14 protein-coding genes are annotated in these 19,060 nt (G+C 65.8%); 6 read left to right on the forward strand and 8 right to left on the reverse strand.

Annotation, left to right across the window (positions count from 1 at the left end; all coding sequences use genetic code 11):
• Positions 1-301: 301 nt before the first annotated feature.
• Positions 302-2,158: a Na+/H+ antiporter NhaA gene (gene nhaA / locus EIL87_RS18185; protein ID WP_199740493.1), complete on the reverse strand. Its 1,857-nt coding sequence runs from the start codon at positions 2,156-2,158 to the stop codon at positions 302-304.
• A gap of 373 nt (positions 2,159-2,531) precedes the next feature.
• On the opposite strand from nhaA, the gene EIL87_RS18190 reads away from it, so the two are divergent.
• Together EIL87_RS18190 and EIL87_RS18195 are read left to right on the forward strand one after the other, a co-directional pair.
• Complete coding sequence (locus EIL87_RS18190; RefSeq protein WP_125091767.1) at positions 2,532-3,641, forward strand: acetate/propionate family kinase; 1,110 nt, start codon at positions 2,532-2,534, stop codon at positions 3,639-3,641.
• Between the two features lie 590 nt (positions 3,642-4,231).
• Positions 4,232-4,672 (forward strand): DUF1931 family protein, encoded by a 441-nt coding sequence (locus EIL87_RS18195; RefSeq protein WP_233576388.1) that lies wholly within the window; start codon positions 4,232-4,234, stop codon positions 4,670-4,672.
• Between the two features lie 1,138 nt (positions 4,673-5,810).
• Here EIL87_RS18195 and EIL87_RS18205 read toward each other — a convergent pair.
• The gene (locus EIL87_RS18205) at positions 5,811-6,377 is read right to left on the reverse strand and encodes a nucleotide exchange factor GrpE (RefSeq protein ID WP_125091769.1); all 567 of its coding nucleotides are present in this window, start codon (positions 6,375-6,377) and stop codon (positions 5,811-5,813) included.
• A gap of 297 nt (positions 6,378-6,674) precedes the next feature.
• Entirely contained in the window at positions 6,675-7,133 is a 459-nt protein-coding gene (locus tag EIL87_RS18210) for an Hsp20/alpha crystallin family protein (protein ID WP_125091770.1), read from the reverse strand.
• 887 nt (positions 7,134-8,020) lie between these two features.
• Between EIL87_RS18210 and EIL87_RS18215 the strand changes: the two genes are divergently transcribed.
• Entirely contained in the window at positions 8,021-8,449 is a 429-nt protein-coding gene (locus tag EIL87_RS18215; protein WP_125091771.1) for a DUF2267 domain-containing protein, read from the forward strand.
• Positions 8,450-8,574: 125 nt separating this feature from the next.
• On the opposite strand, the gene EIL87_RS18220 is transcribed toward EIL87_RS18215, so the two are convergent.
• The 3 genes from EIL87_RS18220 to EIL87_RS18230 form a co-directional block, all read right to left on the reverse strand.
• On the reverse strand, positions 8,575-9,105 hold the full coding sequence (locus EIL87_RS18220) for a phosphate-starvation-inducible PsiE family protein (RefSeq protein WP_125091772.1): 531 nt from the start codon (positions 9,103-9,105) through the stop codon (positions 8,575-8,577).
• A 240-nt stretch (positions 9,106-9,345) separates the two neighbouring features.
• Positions 9,346-10,290: a PrsW family intramembrane metalloprotease gene (locus EIL87_RS18225; RefSeq protein WP_125091773.1), complete on the reverse strand. Its 945-nt coding sequence runs from the start codon at positions 10,288-10,290 to the stop codon at positions 9,346-9,348.
• A 23-nt stretch (positions 10,291-10,313) separates the two neighbouring features.
• Entirely contained in the window at positions 10,314-12,230 is a 1,917-nt protein-coding gene (locus tag EIL87_RS18230; RefSeq protein ID WP_199740494.1) for an MFS transporter, read from the reverse strand.
• Positions 12,231-12,287: 57 nt separating this feature from the next.
• On the opposite strand from EIL87_RS18230, the gene EIL87_RS18235 reads away from it, so the two are divergent.
• Positions 12,288-12,545, forward strand: a complete 258-nt coding sequence (locus EIL87_RS18235; protein WP_125091774.1) for a hypothetical protein — start codon at positions 12,288-12,290, stop codon at positions 12,543-12,545.
• Positions 12,546-12,950: 405 nt separating this feature from the next.
• On the opposite strand, the gene EIL87_RS18240 is transcribed toward EIL87_RS18235, so the two are convergent.
• Positions 12,951-14,831, reverse strand: a complete 1,881-nt coding sequence (locus EIL87_RS18240; RefSeq protein WP_125091775.1) for a glycoside hydrolase family 15 protein — start codon at positions 14,829-14,831, stop codon at positions 12,951-12,953.
• A gap of 479 nt (positions 14,832-15,310) precedes the next feature.
• On the opposite strand from EIL87_RS18240, the gene EIL87_RS18245 reads away from it, so the two are divergent.
• Entirely contained in the window at positions 15,311-16,510 is a 1,200-nt protein-coding gene (locus EIL87_RS18245) for an MFS transporter (protein WP_125091776.1), read from the forward strand.
• 1,260 nt (positions 16,511-17,770) lie between these two features.
• On the opposite strand, the gene EIL87_RS18250 is transcribed toward EIL87_RS18245, so the two are convergent.
• Positions 17,771-18,493 (reverse strand): TVP38/TMEM64 family protein, encoded by a 723-nt coding sequence (locus EIL87_RS18250; protein WP_125091777.1) that lies wholly within the window; start codon positions 18,491-18,493, stop codon positions 17,771-17,773.
• A gap of 150 nt (positions 18,494-18,643) precedes the next feature.
• Between EIL87_RS18250 and EIL87_RS27955 the strand changes: the two genes are divergently transcribed.
• On the forward strand, positions 18,644-19,039 hold the full coding sequence (locus EIL87_RS27955; RefSeq protein WP_407690560.1) for a DUF6153 family protein: 396 nt from the start codon (positions 18,644-18,646) through the stop codon (positions 19,037-19,039).
• The last annotated feature ends 21 nt before the right edge of the window (positions 19,040-19,060 follow it).

Consider the following 19,060-nt stretch of genomic DNA (forward strand, 5'->3'; position numbering starts at 1 on the left):
CGGATAGATGTTGATCTTCTTCGTCGCTGATCCATCTACCGGAGACCTCACTATGTTCAACCACCGGGCCCCACGTTCCTAAACAGCTCCTAGCGCTGCCGACCGGACATCGACCCCGAACCTCATCCGCGCGACCGGCAACCCGAGAACTCGGGACTCCGTCCTCACCGAACTCCTTGGTTGGCCGTCCTGCGGTTGTCACCTCCACCGGTGTCCTCGGGTGCCGAGCCGATAGGCGGTGTTCCGCATGAGATCGCCTCACCCGATGCGGCACGCTCGGCTCGCCACTCGATCGACAGTTTCAGCCCAGAAGGTCTTCGACCCTCGCAGCCAACGACGCCTCGGCAAGCGGGCCGGAATACCGCTTGCCGTTGATGAACAAGGTCGGCGTGCCCCTCACACCGCTCGCTCGACCGGAGGCGATGTCCGCCGCCACCCGCGGAAGATGCACGCGCGAGCGCGCGCCCACCACAGCATCACCTGGTACGCCGACCCGCTCCGCGTGACGAGCGAGGCTGCGATCGTCCAACTCGCGTTGGTGCGCGAACAGCTCTTCGTGCATCTCCCAGAACCGCGCGTACTCGTCGGCGGCCTCGCTGGCCAGTGCCGCGGCAACTGCGCGCGGGTGGACCTCGTCAAGGGGGAAGTGCCGAAAGACGAACCGGAAATCATCTCCGAACCGCTCCTGGAGACGCTGGACGATCAGGTGCAGCCGACCGCAGTTCACGCACTCGTAGTCGCCGTACTCCACTACGGTCACTCGGGCCGCCCCAGGGCCGATGAAGTGATCGCGCCCGGTAACCGGTTCCGTGAGCACCGCGGGTCGGTCTTCCTCCTCAGCTCCACCCTCTGCCAGCGGCGGCTCACACGCCGCGCCCTTGTTCCAGGCGAACGCGAAGATCAGCCGCCCTAGCGTCGCAGCGATCAGCGATCCGACCAGAATCCCGATCTTGGCATCCCCGCTCCAAACCTGTCGCTCGAACGCCAGCTCGGTGATGAACAGGGACACGGTGAAGCCGATGCCCGCCAAGGCCGCGCCACCAGCCAATTGCCCCCACACCAGGTTTCCCGGCAGCGCACCGAACCCGGAACGCAGTGCCACCCAGGTCCCGGTGCAGACCCCGACGAACTTCCCGACCACGAGGCCCAGGACAACACCGTGCGTCACCGGCGAGAAGACCGCACGGGAGAGCGTTTCGGCGTTGATCGGGACCCCTGCGTTCGCCAGTGCGAACAGTGGAACGATCAGGTAGCTGGTCCACGGGTGCAGCAAGAGCTGCAACCGCTCGTTCGGCGGCACCGCCGCCCTCACCCCCAACACCGCTTCTCTGCCGCGTTCCGGGGTCGGTTCCCGCAGGAACATCTGCGTGAGCTCACCCATGCGGAGGACATGTGACTCGTGGGGCTCGTACACCTGGACGAGAACCCCGAGGGTGAGACCGATGACGGTTGGGTGTATGCCGGACTCCGCCGCAGCGCCCCACGTCGCCAAGCCCAGCAAGACGTAGACGGGCGAACGCCACTCACCGACGCGCCGCAGCAGAAGTAGAACGATTAACAGGCAGAGAGCGATGCCAGCCGCTGTCCAGTCGATGTGCCGCGTGTACGCCAACGCGATGACCGCGATCGCACCGACATCGTCGACCACCGACAACGTCAGAAGGAACACCCGCAGCGGATCCGGGCACCGAGGTCCGACCACGACGAGAACCCCGAGGACGAACGCGGTATCCGTAGCCATCGGAATACCCCAACCCACTGCCGTGGGGTTGGCCGGGTTGAAAACCAGGTACAAACCAATGGGGAAGATCAATCCGCCCACGGCTGCCAGGGCCGGCGGTAGTGCTCGGCGCTTGTCGCGCATCTCGCCGATGCTGAACTCCCGCGACACCTCCATCCCGATCACGAAGAAGAACATCGCCATCAAGCCATCGTTCACCCAATGCCGGAGGTTCAGGTCGAACTCGAAACCACCCAGACGCAGTGCTAACGTGGTTTGCCACAAGGCTTCGTAGGTATTTCCGAACGGCGAGTTGGCCCAGACCAGCGCGATGAGCATCGCGGCGAGCAGCACCACGGTCCCGCCCGACTCGGTCCGCAGGAAGGCGCGGATTTCCCGCGTCGGGCCCCTTTCAGGGGTTACGCCGGGCACCTCCATCCGCAGCCTCCCGCTTTCATCGCACCCGGTGCCATGCTCCCTTCGGCACACCCACTCTGCACGGTGACCTGCATGGGAAGCATCTTGCGATCGCCTGTTGCCCTTAACTTCACGAGGTCCGAGCACTTCGCGCTGCCGGGCCGAACGGAGCCGGCCGGGTTGAACCCGCCGGGAGGTCGCGAGCGGACTCGGCTGTTGTCAGCGTGGTAGCCGCGCGGTTTCGGGGGTCGGCGAACCCACGACTTGACTCCTGAAGGGGGGAGACCAAGCGAAGGAGCCAGGCAGACGCTGATGCATCGCGGATCCCGCGAGAAGCACCTGATGTGCAACGGCGACAGCGGTGCCGGCCCTGACCTGAGAGGGGTGTGATGGGATGGCTTTGGTGCTCACCGTGAATCCAGGGTCCTCCAGCTTGCAGGTGCATCTCGTGGATGCTCAAGCAGAAGAGGTGCTCGATTCATCCGCAGTGGAGGAACCTGCGAAGAGCGAGAAAGCTCGCCTCCAATTCGAAGGACTTCTGGAACGCGTTCAAGACCACCACATCGCAGGAGTCGGTTACCGTCTCGTGCATGGCGGCAACAGGTTCCTTTCTCCTGCCACTGTCGACGATTCCACGCTCGACGCAGCTCGAGCATTCGAATCGCTTGCGCCGTTGCACATCCCACCGGTGCTCGATCTCATCACGACCTTGCGCGCGCGGTATCCCCGGCTTCCCCACGTGCTGTGCCCTGACACAGGCTTCCACGCCGATCTTCCCGAGGTCGCGAGAACGTACGCGGTGCCCGTGGATTGGCGACGCCGCTACGGTGTTCGACGCTACGGTTTCCACGGGCACTCGTATTCCCGGTCACTGCGGCGCGCTGGCCAGCTGCTCGGTCGGCGGCAGGAAGACCTGCAACTCCTGTTGACACACCTGGGTGGGGGCTGCTCGGTGTGCGCGGTGCGCAACGGGCGAAGCGTGCAGACGTCGATGGGTTTCACTCCTCTTGAGGGCGTTCCGATGACCACACGTTCGGGAAGCGTCGACCCCGGTTCGCTCCTGTGGCTGCAGCGCGAAGCCGGACTCAGCATCGACGACATCACCGAGGCGCTCTCCCAGAGGTCTGGCTTGCTCGGGCTCTCCGAGGGACTGTCCTCGGATACCCGTGAGCTGGTGAAAGCGGCTGAGAGTGGCGACTCCAGGGCTGAGTTGGCGATGAACGTGTTCGCCCACGGCGTCCGGCGGGAACTCGCAGCGGAGGCGACCAGCCTGGACCGGGTGGATGCTGTGATCTTCACCGGTGAGATCGGTTGGGACCAGCCCGAGCTGCGCGAAGCGGTGTGCTCTGGACTGGGTGTGATCGGCATCTCCGGAGGCTTGAGCGGCAACCGCGACGACGACGGCACCGTCAGCCCGCCTTCCGCGGCCGTACCCGTGCTCGTCGTGCGTCCGCGGGAAGAGCTCGAAATCGCCAGGTCCACGATGACCGCCTTGCACAGCTGAAGCCGCACCACGTCTGATGCCGTTTGGAAGGTTGCGCCGGCCCCGCTGAGGTGCAAGCACCTCGGGCGAGATCGACGATTTCCCGCGACAAGCGAAGGCCGCCTGCTCCCACCGATGGTGTTCCCCGGCTGACCCGGTCCTCAGCATTCGACCACGTCTGCGATGCGTTGCACGTCTACACCGTCATTCCCACGACCGGTCTACGCGGCTGGTCCGAGCCGACTGAAGGCCACCGACGGATGCGTACGGAGATGCATGGCCACCGGCCCTCCTGCCAACCTCCCCGCTTGTTGTCGAGTCGGACCGCCCTCGAACACGGCGGCGATGGCCGTGGGTGTCTGGAGGCCCGTGTTCGACGTCGCCAGCGGGTCGAGCGCCATCGCTCCGTGACTGGGTTGCGTCGGTTCAGCGTGGTGTTCTTCTAGGGCGCGTCACGAGCGACGGGCTCGTCCGCAGAGGCCCTCCCGTCGCGGCGCGTTTCGTCCTGCTGGGCCCGTGTGCAACACGGCAAGTCCTGCCACGGTGACGAAGTCGGTGGGCATCGAGTCGCCGAGCCCACCACACCGTGAGGGGGGATCGACATGCCCGTGATGGGAGTGACCAAGTTCCAGCGGTTCTTCCGCGCCGCTGCCGGACTTCACGTCGACAAGAACGATCTCAAGCGTTACAACGACTTCGTCAACCAGAAGCTGTACGACCTGTGCTTGCTGGGACGGAGTTCCGCGATGGCCAACGCGCGCGACGTGATGCAGGTGTCCGACCTGCCCATCACCAAGGGGCTTCAGGAGAGCATTCACGCCTTCGACGAGCTGGAGGAAGAAATCAAGGTTGAACCGATCCTCGAACACATCCTCGCGCAGCCGCCGCTGGAGGTGGAGCTCAGTGAGGAGACGAAGCAGATGCTGCCCTGGGTGGCGGGCGGCATGAGCGTGGCGCTCGCACGGACGTTCAAAGTGATCGAGCCGGACGACAAGAATCCTGGAACCTTGGAATGGGAACGCGTTTTCCACATCTTCGACCTGCTGCTGTGAACGACGGCTTGAGAAGGTCCGCGTCCCGGTCCACCCGCAGAGTATCCGCGATCGCGGGCCGAACCGCGCACCACTGGTCGATCTTGGCTTCCTTCCGCGTACAGGGACGGAGCGGCGCAGCAGTCGAGCCCGTGACCAGCTCGAACCCCCTGCTCGGGATGTCCTCAGGAGTCCTGATGATGCGTGGGTGCGGGCGCTGCGCGGATAACCTTCCATCATTTCCGCGGGTCGAAATCCCTCTCCGCGGCGAGTTGGTTGAACAGTTCGCGTCGCGGTCGGTCAGTCCCGTCGCTACCACGATCTGGACCTCGACGCAGAGTCGCCCGGGGACCCGCGGGTTGGACGCCTTCCCTGCGCAGGCGAAGTAGCCGACCGCTCGACCGTCCCAGCCGGCACGTGGACCTTCGTCTCCCCAACGGGAGTGGTAAGCGGGAACGTCGCCCCCATCACCGCCGCCTAAGGCGAAACGGGCAGGTGCACGTAAGAGGTCACGTCCGGACACCCGGTAGCGGTCGTGCGGTGCGATGCGAACCGCCAAGCACAGATCACCCGCGGATGCGTTGCGGACCCCCAGCCTCCTTCACCGACCATCCGAATGCGCTGACCGTCGCCCACTCCGTGGGGGATGGTCACCTCGACGATACGTTGACCGCCACCGACCGGGCGAGGTTGCGCTTGCCGCCAGGTAAGCCTCCTCCACCGACAGCTCCAGTTCAGCCTCGTGGTCGGCTCCTCGAATCGTGCCCGCGGCGCCACAAGCCCCGATCAGGCTGCCGAACAGGTTCTCAAAATCGACGCCACCGAAACCGTCATCGGCCCGCTACCCGCACACCGGAAGGGCTGCCCACACGAAGTCATCGGTAATCGCTGCTTCCTCCTCCGGTTTCGCTCCACTTCTCGTAGCCTTCCGGGATGGAGAGAAGTCCGGGCCGACCCGGTCGTAGCGCCTGCGGGTCTCGGGGTCGGCGAGAACCGTTGTAGGCCGCTTGATCTCGTCGAGCGGTCTTCAGCTGCCGGATCAGAGCTGACTCGGGTTGGTACTGGCGCGCCAACTGCCGGTTACGCCTGCTGGCTCTCCTCGGCGCTGGCGTTTCGGGAAACCCCGAGTGCCTCGTAGAAGTCGCACGTCACGTGCGAATCACTCCGCAGGCCTGCTCACGACCACCGAGACCGGGCGGAGCTGGTTCTCCGCAACCCCGTAACCCGGTCGCAGCACCTGCACAACCGTGCCCGGTTCCGTGTCCGGTGCCTCGACCACGTTGACAACCTCGTGGCGGTTCGGGTCGAACGGGACCCCGGTCTCGTCCTGGCGCGGGTACCCAAGCCGCGTCGCCACGTCGATTGCCTGGTCGTGGATGGTGCGCACCCCCTCCAGCACCGACCGCGGGTCCGACTCAGCGTGCTCGAGCGCCAGCTCCAAGTTGTCGATCACCGGCAACCACTCCGCGGCAACCTTGGCCCTTTCTTGCGCCCGGGTTCGCTCCAGCTCACGGGCGTAGCGCTTGCGCAGGTTCTCGATATCAGCAAGTGCACGCCTCAGGCGATCCCACAACTCCTCCCGGCTCGGCTCCGCCGGCTCCTCCTGCGCGGTGCGTTCGGGTTGCGTCCGTTCAGGGTCGGGCTCGTCGCGCTCGGCCTCGACCTGTTCGGTATCAGATGCGTTCGGTTCGGAAGATTCCCAGGATGTCGTCATCGCATTCCTCATGTCCGCTCGGAGTCGTCACCGGCCACGTCATCGGAGTCGTCACTCTGAGACTGCGGCCCCATCGCCGCGGAGGACGACCAGCCCGCCTGACCGCGGCCGGGATCCGGGCTCGCCACCCCGGGGCGGTCGAGAACACCTGGCGGCGCGCCGGAAGCGTGGTGTTCGCGCTCGCCCAGCTTGGCCCTCACTCCAGCGCGAGTCTCCACGCCGACGAGAACGACACCACACCTCCAGCGCGTCGACCTCGGAGACTTCGTCCTGTCACAGGAAGACTGCCCGTCAAGCGGCGAACGACGTCTAGGCCCGCGCTTTCTCGCGCTGTGACTGCTGGGCTTCCACGGATTGCTGGTTCGGCACCTCCGCGCCCACCTGGATCTTGCGCGGCTTGCTCGATTCTGCGACGGGGATCCGCAGCGTCAACACGCCCGATTCGCAGTTGGCCGTGAGGTTGCTCGGGTCGAGGTTGTCACCCAGGAAGAGTTGCCTGGAGAACTCGCCATGTGGCCGCTCGTCCACGAGCACCTCGTCGTCCTCGGAGTGGGCAGGACGTCGTGTAGCGCGGATGTTGATCACATTCCGCTCAGCGGTCACGTCGATGTCGTCGGGGTTCACCCCCGGAAGATCCAATGCCACGTGGAACTCGTCGCCGCGGCGGTACGCTTCCATCGGCATCATCTGCATTGCGCGCGTACCGCGGAAGGCCTGTTCGGTGAACCGGTCCCACTCCCGGAGCGGGTCGAAACGCATCAACGTCATCACGGGTCTCCTTGCTCGAAGCGTTCTACTGCTGCCGGTTCGCGGGCAGCTTCAACCGTCGTCCACGGCAGTCGGAGCACCACTGTTGGGAGACCGACACGCGTCCGTACCGACTGCATGCCAGCCTGCACCTCGTGCGCGGTTGGTCGCCTCCGCCTGTGAAGGCCAAATCCGCCCGCGGGTTCATCCCGCGGAATCGACCCGTCCAAGCACCAGCACAGGCGCTGGGCAGCCATGGGCCCAACCCGTTCGGGAGGCGTAGTAGTGCGAACCCGCGTGATCGTGGGAGTTTCCATGGGCTCACCGGCCGTGCACCGGCGCTTCGAACTGTCGACGTGGATGTTCGGAAGTTGAACGTCGGGGCAGGGCCTGAGCGTGGTGAAGCGCGGTTGAAACCAAGACGCGCGTCAAAGGAAACCGCCCCACGGATCGGCATAGAGCTCATACTGCCGGACGACGTCGTGGACAGCACCCCCTTCATCGCGGATGTCAGCTGGACTCGTGCGGGCCCACTCCGCACCGGCGGCACGCGCGATCGATTCCTGCTCGGCGCGTTCACCGAACCCAGGTGGACGGCCCAGCCGAATGATTGAGCGAGAACCTCCTTCGTCAGATCACGGCAATCTGGTCGCGCGCATCAGCTCTCGCCCGCGTTCGTCCACACCACCAGCGCCAGCAGACCCGCGCGAGCGGCTCATTCAGCCTGCCGTACGCAGCCATGCCGAACCCGTTCGTCCGGGCAAGGTGAAGCCAGACGGGGCACGGCCCGGGACCATTCCAGAAGTGTCGGACATTGCGCCGGACTCCGCCGAGCTCTCTCGCGCGGTGCCCGCCGCAGAAAGCCGTTCTCGTCAAGCAGCCGGAAACGCGTTCGAGAGGTGCCAGACATGTCAACAACAGGGTTCGCTTCGTTCGACAGCACGTTGGAGAAGACCAACCGCGTGCTCCGAGATGTCGAAGAGCACTACGGCTGGACCAAGAAGCAGCGCTCCCGTTCGTACGCGGCGCTGCGCTCGGTCCTGCACGCGCTGCGGGATCGCCTCACCGTCGAAGAGTGCGCCGATCTCTCGGCCCAGTTGCCGATGCTGATCCGCGGCATCTACTACGAGGCTTGGAATCCCAGTCACGTACCGGTCAAGCTCCACCGGGAGGAGTTCCTCGAGCGCGTCGCCGCCCAACTGCCCTACGAGGTGGAGGGCGAGGTCGAAGACTTGGTGCAGACGACGCTCCGAGCTCTGCGGCCGCACATCACCGAGGGCGAGTGGACGGACATCAAGGACGGCCTTCCAAAGGAAGTGGCCGAGGTCTTGCCCTGAACCATCGCAGCAGGTTCCTCCTCGGAACCGCACTGACCTGGACGGGCGGGCTCGGGGCAGCGATCAAGGTCCTCCGACCCGCACCTCAGGCTCAACAACCGCCGTTTGTGCGGGCCCAGTCGTGATCACCTGTCGGGTGGACGTCTTGACGACCAGCGGGCCAACGCCAGCGCCGCAACGAGCACAACCACCGCGCCGGAGTTGATCGACAGCTCGACGAGCTGGTCGTGGCTCACCGGCGGGGCACCCGGGAAGGTGAGCCGGATGACGATCGAGAGGATGTGCCGGACTACAGCGATGACCGCTACGATGATGAACGGCTCGAGCCGCAAGCGTCCGCCTCTCAGGTGGTGCATGACGGTGATGTAGATCTCCAGCACGATCAGGACCAGCAGCAGTTCCTCGATCAGGCTGATGAACTGCTCCTGCCAGGAGCCCTGGCTTTCGACGACGGAGATGACCGCGGCGACCAGGATGCCGGCAGCGAGGACGAGCAGAACCGAGGAGATCAGGACCAGCAGCGCGTACTCGGCCGTCGAGAGTGCTCGTACCAGCGTCGTTCCCCAGGCGCTGCGGGCGTGGCGCGCGAACTCGTCGCCCACTGCTTCGTGACGTCCGTCCTCTGAGGTCGATTCCTCCGATGGCATGCCTGTCATCCGAGATCACCTCCCCACCGTCCGTGCTGCCACCGTTTCAACTCACGCCCTAGAACTGGGACCGGTCCTGACCAGCTCTGCGAGTCGCCAGGTGCTACGAACCGTCGCACGTGAGCACGCGCGGCGCGCGGCGCGCGGTAGCAGCCGGAAAGCCGCCACACCGGAAGCCCAGCTGCCGAGGAAGCTCCGGCGCTGCCGTCGCCGCAGTCACCACCCGCGGACGTTCCGGCTCTGGTCGTGTCACCCCGGTTCACCCGACCACCGCTGCGGCCACCACCGGCCGCGAGTTGAGATGGGGTAACCACTCTTCGGCGTTCCACGAGACCGCCAGTAGTGCACGATCACCGCCGACAACCAGGCAACACCGATCGCGGCTACCACGGCGAGCCAAACCCACGTGATCGCGGTGAGGAGCCACACCTGCCCCGGTGTGGGGTCGCTGATCCACCCCGGGGCGGTCTCGGGACTCCACCCGTTCGGCGACGAGAGGACCACCGTGATCAGAACTGCGACGCTGTGCGCAGAGTCCCACAGCGCGTGAAGCAGCGACACGCCGAGGTACGAAAGCACGAGCGGAACGGTCAGCAAGAAGCTCTCGCGGCCGCTTCGGGAGAACAGCACACCGCCGAGGATCGCCGTCCACAGACCGTGCCCGAAGGGTGCGACGAGGCCGCGCAGGAGCTCCGTGGCCACCAGGTCGACGAGGGAGAGGCCCTGTTCGGTCAGCGCGGCCATCATGGCGTAGCCCGCTGATTCGAAGGCGGAGAAACCGAAACCGACACAAGCGCCGAGGAGCATGCCGTCACGCGGAGCTTTGACCCGCAGTTCGCGGGTCAAAGCCGCCAGGGCGAGGAGTTTGACCGCTTCCTCGATGAGACCGACGCTCGCGAACAACCCAACCGACGGACGCAGCAGGTAGCTCTCGAGCAGCGACGCTGCGAGCACCCCGAGTACCCCGCCCAGCACGAAGATCTTCAACAAGAGGGTCGCGGTGATCTCCGCGGTGAGGCGGTGCTCGAAAGCCCAGGCGATGAAGGAAGCCGGAACCAGGAAGCTGCCGAGCAGCACCAAGGTGGGAACCAGGGTCGGGTTGGCGGTCAGGAAGGTCACGGCTACCGTGAGCAACCACAGCACCAACCCCGCTCCGAACATGCGCGCCCACGTGTAACGCCGGCCGGTGGTCATAGTGGCTCCCGACTCGTACGTCCTCACCGATCGGCAGAGGTGCCTCGCTCATCCGCGCCCTCGCTCGGCTCTTGGGGCCCGTACCGGCGCGAGGACAGGCGCTTCGCACGACCTTCCTCGACGGCTTCCTTCAGCGCCCTGCGGAAACGCCCGGGACCCCAGGACCTTCCCTCGAGGCGCTTTTCGAGTTCGCGCCGATCTGCCGATCCACCGTCCCGGAGCACCCGGGCCACGTCGTCGATCTCCGCGTCCAGCACCTCGTCCGAAATCGCCGACCAGCGGCTACCAGTCGTGGCGGTGCCGACCATGCCCGGCGAGTAGAACCCCGATCCCGGACCGGGTCGGAACCGTCGCCGCCCCGCGCGCTCGCGCTCCTGGACCCGGGTCGTGCGCTGCCGGACCCGCTCATCGCGTTCGTGCAGCCGTTGCCGGTCCGCTGCCGACAACTCGGCACTGCGCTCGGTTTCGACGAGTGCGGCGTGCTGATCCGGATCGACTTCCACTTCTTCGGCGGTCAGCGGTCGGGCGATGTGCTCCAGGGACTGCCGCTCCGCACGCACTCCGAGCAGCATTTCGGCGACACTCCCGAGGAGCATGACACCTGCTCCGATGAAGAATCCCGTTGCCAGCAGGTTGGCCTGTCCGCTCTCCACGAGCTGGCCGAAAAGGGCAGGTCCGGTGATGCCGCCGACGGCGGTGCCGATCGCGTAGAACAGCGCGATCGCCAGTGCTCGGGTCTCCATCGGGAAGACCTCGCTCACGGTCAGGTAGGCCGAGCTCGCGCCCGCGGAGGCCACGAAGAACGTCAGCAGGATGAGCAGCATGAACGTCCAGAGCGTCAGCGAGCCAGTCAACAAGAGCACTCCGGTGACGAAGGTGAGCGCCGACGACACGAAGTACGTGCCGGAGATCATCGGTATCCGGCCGACGGTGTCGAACAACCGTCCCAGCAGCAGCGGCCCGAGGAAGTTGCCGAAGGCGAACGCGGCGACGAAGTACGGCGCCATTTTCGAGCTCACGTCGAAGAAGGCGCCGAGCAGGGTCCCGAGATCGAAGGTGACCGCATTGTACAAGAACGCCTGGCCGACGAACAGCGCCAAGCCAAGTGTGGCACGTCTCGGGTAGTGCTCGATCGCCGTTTGCGCGATCTCCCGGAACGGGATCGCTTTTCGCTGGCGCACGGCGATCGTCGCGCCTGGTCTCGGCAATGGCCGCGCCATCTCGGCCTGCACCTCGGACTCGATCTCGTCGACGATTCGTTCGGCCTCCTGCTCCCGACCGTGGATGAACAACCACCGGGGACTTTCCGGCACGTTGCGGCGCACGAGCAGGATCGCGAGGCCGATCACCCCACCGAGGCCGAACGCGAGCCGCCACCCCAGGGTTATCGGCACCAGGTTAGACAGCAGGACGACCGTGACGAGCGCCCCGAACGCCGCGCCGAGCCAGTAACTTCCGTTGATGGCGATGTCGACCTGACCGCGGTTGCGCGCCGGGATGAGCTCGTCGATTGCCGAATTGATCGCTGCGTACTCCCCGCCGATTCCCATTCCTGTGAGGAATCGCATGAGGAAGAAGTACCACGGCACGAATGTGAAAGCCGTGAGCACCGTGGCCACGATGTAGAGCGCGAGGGTGAGCAGGAAAAGCTTCTTGCGCCCGAAGCGGTCGGTGAGCTGACCGAACAACAGCGCCCCGGTGCAAGCGCCGGCGACGTAGATCGCGGCGGCGATACCGATCTGGGCCGCGTTCAACGAGACGCCGCTGCCGGGCTCTGTCAGGCGGGACGCGACCGAGCCCACGATCGTCACCTCGAGCCCGTCCAGGATCCACACGGTGCCGAGACCGATGATGATCTTCCAGTGGAAGCGGGACCACGGCAGTCGGTCCAACCGGGCCGGTATCTGCGTTCGGATGGTGCGCAACTCTTGGGTGGTCACAGCGAACCTCCTGACGGTCGACTGGCTAAAACCCCCATCGCGGATAACCTGCAGGCGATGCTTCGTTGTCGTGTTCTCGGCCACCGCTTCCGCTTCCGCAGCGACGGCGCGATGATGCGGTGGGCCTGCGAGCGCGGGTGCGGCGCTGACGGCTCGAAGCAGTACCCGAGCGCCGAGCACGCTCGCCGATACGCGGCAGCTTTCGACCGGGAGTACGGGAGCGATACGGCGAACGCCCCGCTGTTCGGCCTCTTCCCGCTGCGCATCCTGCACTTCGCCCGCCGAGCCAGCCGCCGGCAACAACCTCCGCAGTGATCTCCGGTTGCTGGACGGCGTTGCTCCCACCGTGTCAGCACCCCTCGTTGCCCCGCTTGCACCCACGGGGCCGAACTTACGCACTGGATTTCCCTGATCAGGGCATGCCGCCGGTCGCGATGGCGAGACCGCGAGGCTGCGCGACACCCGGCGACACGTCTGCCGCGCCCGGTGAGTTGCCCTCCCGTGGAGGGTGAGCTGTTGACCGCCCAGGGGGACGCGGCCACCATGGCGGCGGTCCCGGGCCTCGGGCGCCCGGCGTGGGCGGATTGCGAATGCACACTCCACTGTTCAGCCAGCCGGCGGAACTACGGCTTGTCGGGCTCCCGACACCGTGGGGCGACCATCGGTGATGGCTGGCTCACGAGGTCGTGCCTGCAGAAGGGCGAAACACCGAACGCGGCATCAACCGAGGGCACGATCGAGGTTCGTGGCGGCGGTGATCAACGACAAGTGCGTGAAAGCCTGCGGGAAGTTGCCCAGCTGTTCGCCGGTGAGCCCGATCTGCTCCGCGTAGAGCCCCAGGTGGTTGGCGTAGGTGAACATCTTCTCCAACACCAGGCGCGCGTCCTCGAGTCGCCCCGCGCGGGTGAGCGCCTCGATGTACCAGAAAGAACAGATTGAGAAGGTGCCTTCTGCTTCGTCCATCCCGTCGGGAGATCCCTCGTAGTCGTAGCGGAACACGAGGCTGTCCGTGACCAAGGTCTCCGTGATCGCGTCCAGGGTGGACACGAACCGAGGATCGGTAGGCGAGATGAACCCCATCATCGGCATCAGCAACAACGACGCGTCGAGCACGTCGTCGTCGTAGTGCTGCACGAATGCCTTTCGCTTTTCGCTCCATCCCTCTCGCATGATCTGCCAGTAGATGTCGTCCCGGGTTCTCATCCACTTCTCCAGGTTTCCGGGGAGACCGCGCTCGCGAGCGATCTGCACCACCCGTTCGAGCGCTACCCAGCACATGAGCCGGGAGAAGGTGTGCCGGCGAGGGACCGCGCGCGATTCCCAGATGCCGGAATCCGGGCGGTTCCAGTTGTCCTGCAACCAGGAGACCATGTCGATCAGGTCAAGCCAGCTGTCGTGCGTGATAGGACGACCGTGCTTGTTGAAGAAGTAGATCGAGTCGATGACCTCGCCGTAGATGTCGAGCTGGAGCTGATCGACGGCGTCGTTTCCGATGCGCACCGGCCGTGCACCGCGATGCCCGGCCCAGTGGTCGAGCAGCACCTCCGTCAGATCTCTGCGGCAATTGACGTCGTACATCACGTGCAGCGGATCTTCCTCTTCCTCACCGTCACTGACCTCGACAAACCGGCAAGTCAGCCACCTCATGAACGATTCGGCCTCCTCGGTGAACCCCAGGCGCAGCAGAGCCGACAGCGAGAAGGCCGCGTCCCGGATCCACACGTAGCGGTAGTCCCAGTTCCGCGCTCCCCCGAACCGTTCCGGCAACGAGGTCGTTGGTGCCGCGATCATCGATCCACTCGGTTCATGAGTGAGGAGCTTCAGCACGAGCGCCGATCGATTCACCATCTCCCGCCACCGCCCGCGGTAAACCGAGTTGCTCAGCCACTTCCGCCAGAACTCGACGGTGCGCAGCAAGAGCTCGTCGACCTCCTGCTCGGTGCCATGCGGCTCCGGTTCCACGTCCTCGCCCAGCACCTCGAGCACAAAAACCTCGGTGCGACGGTCGTCCATCTCGAACTCGGCGTGCGCGTCCCCACGCTCATCGGTCGTCAGGTCAACGCTCGCATCCAGCACCAAGTTCTCACCCGCACCGCGGAAGCGGACTCGGTTCTGGGCGCTCACCGTCTTGTGCTGCGCCCGCCCATAATCGAACCGAGGTTCGACATCCATGCGCATCCGCATCCGGCCACGCACGGACACCACCTTGCGCACCAGACGCTGCCGGTGGTCCGAGTCGTAGGCCACCACGATCGGCATGAAGTCGTGGACCTCGACCACACCGTCATCGGTGAGGAATCTTGTGATCAGCACATTCGTGTCGGGGACGTAGAACTGCTGCCTGCTGTCGACGTGTGACTCCGGAGCGATCTTCCACATACCGCCGCGCTCCGCACCCACGATGGAGCCGAAGACGCTCGGCGAGTCGAACTGCGGACAGCAGAACCAATCGATGGCACCATCGAGGCCGACGAGGGCAGCGGTGCGCAAGTCACCGATCAGTCCGTGGTCTGCGATGGGTACGAACCCCGCCTCGTGGTCGTACTGCCCCGCGTGAGGGCCTGCCTCCTCGTGCGAGTCAACTCTCGAGTCAACACCCATGTGGCAAGGGTTCGCTGCGACAGGGCCTGGCGCGTCAACCCGCCCTGGCGAATCGGCGGCCGGAATTGACCCCGCTGTGCTGAACTGTCGTCGCAGAATCCCGTGTGCACACGACGGCACCACGAGCACAGCCCGATTCGTGCCCCATCTCGTACTGCTGTGCTGAGAGCAGTACGAGCCCGACAGCGGTGAGCTCCGTACCCCTCCGCGCACTTGCTGCCGCGGGTCGAGCGGGCACCCGGCTTTTCGTGGTCGTAGGTCGAGGCGTGAGCGCCGCGATTTCCTCACCATGGTCGAACATGACGCCGGGCGGCCACGGGCTTGGTGGCACGTTCGCCAGTCAACGCCGCGAGCTCCCCGTTGCTCGAGTGGACGGTGGTCCGGGCTGGAGCATGCTGCTCGCACTGCTAACCGAGAGCGCGACACCCATTGGTTTCCGAATTCAGCACGTGTTCACGTCCTGAGAAGGAGGTGAGGCCATGCCGCTTGGAGTGTGGGCCCTGGCACTGGCAGCCTTCGCCATCGGAACCACGGAGTTCGTTCCCCTGGGCATCTTGCCCATCCTCTCGACGGACTTCGGTGTTTCGATCGCGGACGGTGGCCACTTCATCGCCGCTTACGCCGTCGGCGTGGTGGTCGGTGCTCCCTCGTTGACGGTCATCACCTCCCGGTGGCCACGCAAGATGCTCCTGGTCGCATTGCTGGTCCTGTTCCTCATCGGGAACGTGCTGACCGCAGCCGCGCCGAGCTTCTCCTCGGCGGTAGTAGCGCGGTTCGTCACGGGATTACCGCACGGGGCCTTCTTCGGGGCCGGTGCGATGGTAGCGGCGCACCTCGCCAGTCACGGCAAGCGAGCGAGCGCCGTCGCCCGCATGTTGGGCGGCCTGGCCGCCGCCAACGTGCTCGGTGTACCCGCAGGTGTCCTCATCGCCGCCCGGCTGGGTTGGAAGTGGACTTTCCTCGCTGTGGCGGCCCTCGGGGCGATGGCCTTGGTCGCAGTGCTGTGCTGGATACCGCACCAACCACGCGGCATGGCGGGGGGTGTTCGACGAGAGTTCGCGATGCTCCGCAGACCGCAGGTCCTGCTCATGCTGACCGTGGTGGTGTTCGGCTTCGCAGGGGTCTTCGCCTGCTACAGCTACGTCGCGCCATTGCTGACCACGGCTTCCCGGTTCGACCCCGGGACACTGCCAGTACTGCTGGTGCTGATCGGCATCGGGATGACGGTGGGGACCCACTTGGGTGGTGCGGTGGCGGACAAAGCGCTGGTGCCCGCGATCATCGGGTTCCTCGCAATGCTGTCGCTGTGCCTGGCGTTGATCTCGGTGACTGCCACGAGCAAGCCTGCGGTGCTCCTCACGCTCATCGGAGTAGCCGTAGCTGGCTTCGCTGTCGCGCCAGCGATGCAGACCCGTGTCATGGAACTCGCCCACGAGGCTGCCGCGCTGGCTTCTGCAGCCGTGCAAGCTGCCTTCAACGTGGCCAACAGCCTGGGCGCGTGGGCCGGTGGCTTGGCGTTGCACGCCGGACTCGGCCTCACCGCGCCCAGTGTGGTCGGATCGACCTTCGTGCTGTCCGGCTTGATCTTGATGGTCGCCTCCGCCGCGTTCGCCCGCCGGGGACAACGCTCCGCGGCCCACCAAGTGGCCCCGAGCGAGCCCGGCGAGTCACGGCCATAGGCACGGATGCCAGCGACAGCGCGGGCGCTCGAAACGGGGAGGGGCCGCCGCTCAAGAGTCAAGGGCGAGGCTGTTCGCTGCTCTCCGTGGTGGAGTCGGGCTCATTTTCTTAGGGCGGCTTAGTCGTCCTGGTCCACCATGCCCGCGACCAACCGTCGAGCTGCGTTTGATCGAACGGTGGGCCCGTACCTCAGCCGGGTCCGCAGTGCCGGACCAAGCTCCCCCACCCACTGGGTCTCTCGGCGGTACGCGAGTGGGTACGCAGGACGATCACCTCTGCCGGTGTTCCAGTGTCAAGTTCCTGCTGAGGCGACGAAGTCGTCGAGTTCGCAGGTGGGCTGCGCTCAGGACCCGTCCGCGGTCGTGGGGAGCCTGGACCTGGCCCTGGGGGATCGGGATGGCAGTGCCCTTGTCGGGAGTCGCTTGGGTCTGCACGAGAGCCCAGATGTGCGATAAGCCGAGCTTCGCGAAGCTCGGCTTGGCTCTGCTCGGAAGGCAGCAGGGCTACCAGTGGTGGCCGATCGCACCGGCATTGCTTCCACGGATGCGGGCTACAAGGACATGGCCGACCGCCTCGGCATCACCCACCTCCACGCCCTACGCCACTCCTCCCGAAATCCGCCTCGTGGCGAGTCCTCAGCACGATGTCATGGATCAGCGGACGACGTCGGGCTTAGCTTGGGGCGGCTTCGCCAGCGTGTTCCGTGCCTTTCGGCAAGTTCTTACTGGTCATCAGCCACGCTGACGTCTGGAAATCTGTCCCATCGGAAACGATCTTCGCGGTAACCTGGTGATCCGCACACGTCTTCATAGAACGACGAGGGTATGGCCATCACTCAGGTCCATCAGCAGCTCATCACCGACGATCGAGAATCCGCGTACACGTCGGCGATCGCGGATGGGGTCCGGTGAGACTTGAAGCCGAACTCTTCGATTCGGCAGAGTTCGAACCAGCCCCGGTCGAGTTCGCTCAACGAGAATTACGGGGCGGCTGGGCTCCTTCCGATCTAGTCAATGCGGGGTCAGAGCGGTTTTTCCGGGCGTGCTCAACGAGCAGCTTAGGCCCGCCGAGTTAGCGGATCTGGTACCGAAGTTGCAAAACCGTTTCGAAGGTCACAGCGACGAGCTGTTCGCTACGCCCACCATCACGATCGGTGGGCGCCTCATAGTGGTTCACGATCCGCATGGATCAGCCGACAACTGGGAACTGCTTCGTGTGTAGAGCACATCAACCACACCGCGTCGTGCTGCGGGTCGCGGTTACTGTGGCGGGGTTGCGGCCGGAATGCTCACCACGTCAGCGGCACCGGGTGCTGGTCGCGTGCGCGCGAGTCGTCGCGCCAGCCATCCGATCCCGAGCAGGGCTGCCGCGGCGAGTCCGGAGCAGAGCGTGGGCATCCAGCCTGCGCCGGCGGCCAGGGCGTTGCCTGCGGTGATGTAGGCGAGGTTCGCGGGCAGCGTCCCGACCGCCGTTCCGGCGAGGAACGGCAGCGGGCGGACCCGGGTCACGCCGGCGCCGTAGTTGACGACGCCGTAGGGGACGATCGGGAGCAGTCGGCAGATCACGGTGGCCGTGAACCCTCGCCGCGCGAACGCGGAGTCCAGAGCGTGCAACCGGCCATTGCGGAGCAGGGGCGCGAGGGCTTCGCGGCCGAGCAGGCGTGCGATGCCGAACGCCAGGCCCGCACCTAACACGGTGCCCGCCACCACTACGGGCACTGCTACCGGCATCGTGAACACGATTCCGGCGATGGTCGACAGCGCCGGCCTCGGCGCGAACACGAGCGCGGCTGCCCCGAAAGCCAGCACGAAGAGCAGTGGTGTCCACCCACTGCTCGCCTCGTGCCAGGTCTGCACGTCCAGCAGTGGCGCGTCGGGTCCTGACCACGCTCCTACGGCGAGTGCGACTGCGAGTCCGATGCCGAGGAGTGCGAGTCGCAAGGAGGCCGAGCGGGCCATGTCGGCCTTCCTGATCGGGGACATCACCACTGCTCGCACCCAGCGCTCGGTCGAAGCGTCGACGTTCGTCGACGGCCACTGTAGCCGGTGCTTCCTCCGCCCGGCTCTCCCTGCAGAAGTCACCCCTTGCCCTGATCCAGGATACCCGCCCCGGGTATCGTCAGGTGCGTGCTCGTGCGGTCCCGGATCGTCCGGTGGGGCCTGTTGATCGCCCTCGCTCTGGGTGTGGTGCTCATGCACCACACCCCGGGTCCGCACGCCTCCACGAACCCAGAAGCGCACACCTCCGCTGTGAGCGCGGCGCCGATCACGGCCGCGTCTGACGAGAGCTGCGAGTGCCACCACCCCGGCGAGCACAGCGGTGTCCCGTTCCCGTCCGGACACGAGGTGTTGCACCTGTGCTTGGCGGTCGTGATCGGGTTCGCCGCGTCGGTGGTCCTGGCCTTCCGACGCAGGTGGGGGGCTGTCGTCGCCGGTCGTGTGCGCAGCCTCGCTCCGCCGGGTGTTCGCGGGCGTCCTCCGGCTCCTACCGCTCGACGTCTCGCCGTGCTGTGCGTGATGCGGTGCTGATCAAAGGCGTTCCTCAGCGTT

The sequence above is a fragment of the Saccharopolyspora rhizosphaerae genome (assembly GCF_003931915.1).
Lineage (GTDB): Bacteria > Actinomycetota > Actinomycetes > Mycobacteriales > Pseudonocardiaceae > Saccharopolyspora > Saccharopolyspora rhizosphaerae.